The sequence below is a fragment of the Psychrobacter sp. genome, from assembly GCF_036731945.1.
GTDB lineage: Bacteria > Pseudomonadota > Gammaproteobacteria > Pseudomonadales > Moraxellaceae > Psychrobacter.
On the sequence record NZ_DAINDI010000080.1, the window covers coordinates 7980 to 11337 of the forward strand.

The window sequence follows — 3358 nt, forward strand, 5'->3', positions numbered from 1 at the left end:
GCTAATTAGCGATGAAAAAATTCTCTCTAGATATGTATTTCCTATCGAAAGCGGTCCACAACTATAGTATTAACGTTTCCCTACTCACCGTAACGCCTTGCTAATAAAATTATATTTACTTTGCGTTATACTGATTGAGTAGTAGCGCTGTCTTTTGATGCAGTGAGAGAGATACGCTAAAAAATAAAACAATTTCATTTTTTAAAAACCGCCTATGAAACACTCTATAATTATAAAATAAGGAAAAACTATGCAAGTATTTTACATTCATCCGGACAACCCACAACCGCGGCTTATCGAACAAGCAGCAGATTTATTACGTAATGATCAATTACTTATCTATCCTACCGATACCAGTTATGCGTTTGGCTGCCGCTTAGGCGCTAAAGACGCGCTAGAAAAGCTTAAACATATCCGAGAGCTTGATGATAAGCACCAATTTACCTTGTTATGTCGCGATTTAAGTGAAATTGCCAACTATGCCACGGTAGACAATGTTCAATTTAAACAGTTAAAAGCGCATACGCCGTCACCGATTACCTTTATTTTAAACGCCACCAAAGATGTACCTAAGAAGTTGGCGCATCCTAAGAAAAAAACTATTGGTATTCGTGTGCCAAGCAACCCCATTGCGCAAGCATTGCTAGCAGCGATGGACGAGCCTATATTGACCAGTTCACTCATATTGCCAAACCGCGAGGAGATATTGGACGATCCCTTTGAAATTGAAGACTTGCTAGGTAATCAAATAGATGGTCTTATTAATGCTGGTATCAAAACCACCAAACTAACCACCATCGTCGATATGACCAGTAATCAGCCCGAAATCATCAGACAAGGTGCTGCTGACGTCAGCTCACTCATACCATAAAAAAATTTTAATAAATAAAAAGCATAAAAAAAGCTCCAAATTATTGGAGCTTTTTTTATTATACAATGAGCGTATAAAATTAGTCACGATCAACCAATTCTACATAAGCCATTGGCGCATTGTCACCATCACGGTAACCGCATTTTACGATACGCAAATAACCACCTGGACGAGTTTGGTAACGAGGACCTAACGTGCCAAATAATTTGCCTACCATAGTTTTGCTACGCATACGGCTAAATGCCAAACGGCGATTAGCAACGCTGTCTTCTTTAGCCAAAGTGATTAATGGCTCAGCAACACGGCGCAATTCTTTTGCTTTTGGTAAAGTTGTTTTGATCAGTTCATGCTCAAATAATGAGTTGGTCATGTTCTGAAACATTGCCTTACGATGACTGCCGGTACGACCCAGCTTGACTCCACTCTTACGATGGCGCATAGTCAAAAATCCTTAAAGTTTAACGGCTACGATAAGAAAAGCGATCATCGACACGAAGGTCAGCTGGTGGCCAATTGTCTAGGCGCATACCGAGCTCTAAATCTTTAGACGCTAATACGTCTTTGATTTCGGTCAATGATTTCTTACCAAGATTTGGGGTTTTTAGTAGTTCAGTCTCTGAACGCTGTACCAAATCACCGATATAGTAAATGTTTTCAGCTTTCAAGCAGTTGGCTGAGCGAACCGTTAGTTCAAGATCGTCCACAGGGCGTAATAGCACCGGATCAACCTCTTCTTTTTCTTTCACAGGCTCAGGCGCTTCTTCAGCTTCTAGGTCAACAAAGATAGAAATCTGTTGTTGTAAAATAGTGGCTGCTTTACGAATTGCTTCTTCTGGATCGATAGTGCCATTAGTTTCAAGCTCAATGATAAGACGATCAAGATCGGTACGTTGTTCTACACGTGCGTTCTCAACCTGATAAGCAACACGCAGTACTGGACTAAAACTTGCATCAAGCTTTAAGCGTCCAATCGCTTTAGTGTCACCATCTTCACGGCGCTGGTTTGCTGGCTCATATCCACGACCCATTACCACACGCAAACGCATCTTAAGATGGCCACGGTCGCTTAATGTACCCAATACCAATTCTGGATTGATAATATCGACATTATGCGGCAACGTGATGTCTGCAGCAGTAATAGTGCCTGGACCTTGTTTATCCAAGGTCAAGAATACTTCATTTTGGTCATGAAGGGTGATTGCCAAGCCTTTTAAGTTCAAAAGCAAGTCAAGCACGTCTTCTTGTAGTCCTTCAAGCGTTGAATATTCATGGTCAACACCATCAATCTCAGCTTCAATGACTGCAGCACCAGGTAATGAAGATAACAAGATGCGACGTAAGGCATTACCTAAAGTATGCCCAAAGCCGCGTTCTAACGGTTCGAGCGTGACTTTCGCAATCGTTTCATTAACCGTATCCACGTTAATGGCGTTCGGCGTTAGAAACTCAGTTGCACTTAGCATCATGATGTCACCTCGATTTATTAAACTGGTTTAATTAACGTCAATTGCTCAATGCTATTGTTATAACATCGAGCAGTACGTTACTTACTTAGAGTATAGCTCAACGATCAAGCTTTCATTGATTTCAGCAGGCAGATCAATGCGATCAGGCGCTTGTTTAAACGTGCCTTGTAGTTTGCTGTGGTCAACATCTAGCCATTCTGGAATACCACGTTGTGTCGCTAGTTCAATAGCGTTTTTAATACGTAGTTGTTCGCGAGACTTCTCACGGATAGCGACGACATCACCATCTTGCAACTGAATTGATGGAATGTTCACACGAACAAACTCATCACGACCAGCTTTTTTAACCATCACAGTGCGATGGCTAACGAGCTGACGTGCTTCAGCGCGGGTTGAGCCAAAGCCCATGCGATAAACGACGTTATCGAGGCGACTCTCAAGCATCGCTAGTAGGTTTTCACCAGTAGCACCGCGCTTACGAGCAGCTTCTTTATAGTAGTTAGCAAACTGGCGCTCTAGTACACCGTAGATACGCTTAACTTTTTGTTTTTCACGTAACTGTAAAGAGTATTCTGAGCTCTTATTACGACTGACACCATGTTGACCAGGTGGACGAGCAGCTTTTTTCGTTTTTACGTCATATGGTTTAACACCAGACTTAAGGCCTAAGTCTGTACCTTCACGACGTGATAATTTGAGTTTTGGTCCAATATAACGGGCCATTGTTATGTCTCCTATAAGCTCTTATGATAAAAAGCTTCGTCTTTAATATTAGACGCGGCGCTTTTTCGGCGCACGGCAACCATTGTGTGGGATTGGGGTTACATCAGAGATGCTGTTAACTTTATAACCCAATGCACCAAGTGCTCTTACCGCAGACTCACGACCCGGTCCTGGTCCTTTGACCAAAACGTCGATATTCTTAACACCATATTCTTGAGCCGCTTTACCAGCGACTTCAGCTGCAACCTGAGCGGCAAATGGTGTAGATTTACGTGAACCACGGAAGCCTTGTCCACCT

5 protein-coding genes are annotated in these 3358 nt (G+C 42.3%); 1 reads left to right on the plus strand and 4 read right to left on the minus strand.

What is annotated here, in order from left to right; translation table 11 throughout:
- Positions 1–250: 250 nt before the first annotated feature.
- Positions 251–871 (plus strand): L-threonylcarbamoyladenylate synthase, encoded by a 621-nt coding sequence (locus tag V7D75_RS12960; RefSeq protein WP_333614886.1) that lies wholly within the window; start codon positions 251–253, stop codon positions 869–871.
- Positions 872–950: 79 nt separating this feature from the next.
- On the opposite strand, the gene rplQ is transcribed toward V7D75_RS12960, so the two are convergent.
- The 4 genes from rplQ to rpsK all read right to left on the minus strand — a co-directional run.
- Positions 951–1310 (minus strand): 50S ribosomal protein L17, encoded by a 360-nt coding sequence (gene rplQ / locus V7D75_RS12965; RefSeq protein WP_068408443.1) that lies wholly within the window; start codon positions 1308–1310, stop codon positions 951–953.
- 19 nt (positions 1311–1329) lie between these two features.
- On the minus strand, positions 1330–2337 hold the full coding sequence (locus V7D75_RS12970) for a DNA-directed RNA polymerase subunit alpha (RefSeq protein WP_068408445.1): 1008 nt from the start codon (positions 2335–2337) through the stop codon (positions 1330–1332).
- A gap of 81 nt (positions 2338–2418) precedes the next feature.
- Entirely contained in the window at positions 2419–3060 is a 642-nt protein-coding gene (gene rpsD, locus V7D75_RS12975; RefSeq protein ID WP_068408447.1) for a 30S ribosomal protein S4, read from the minus strand.
- A gap of 48 nt (positions 3061–3108) precedes the next feature.
- A partial coding sequence (gene rpsK / locus V7D75_RS12980) for a 30S ribosomal protein S11 (RefSeq protein WP_333614887.1) occupies positions 3109–3358 on the minus strand: 250 nt, incomplete at its 5' end.

Bases quoted from the DNA above. Each gene is read 5' to 3' on its own strand.
- V7D75_RS12970 (WP_068408445.1), bottom strand. From the start codon at position 2,337: ATGATGCTAAGTGCAACTGAGTTTCTAACGCCGAACGCCATTAACGTG.
- rpsD (WP_068408447.1), bottom strand. From the start codon at position 3,060: ATGGCCCGTTATATTGGACCAAAACTCAAATTATCACGTCGTGAAGGT.
- V7D75_RS12960 (WP_333614886.1), top strand. From the start codon at position 251: ATGCAAGTATTTTACATTCATCCGGACAACCCACAACCGCGGCTTATC.
- rplQ (WP_068408443.1), bottom strand. From the start codon at position 1,310: ATGCGCCATCGTAAGAGTGGAGTCAAGCTGGGTCGTACCGGCAGTCAT.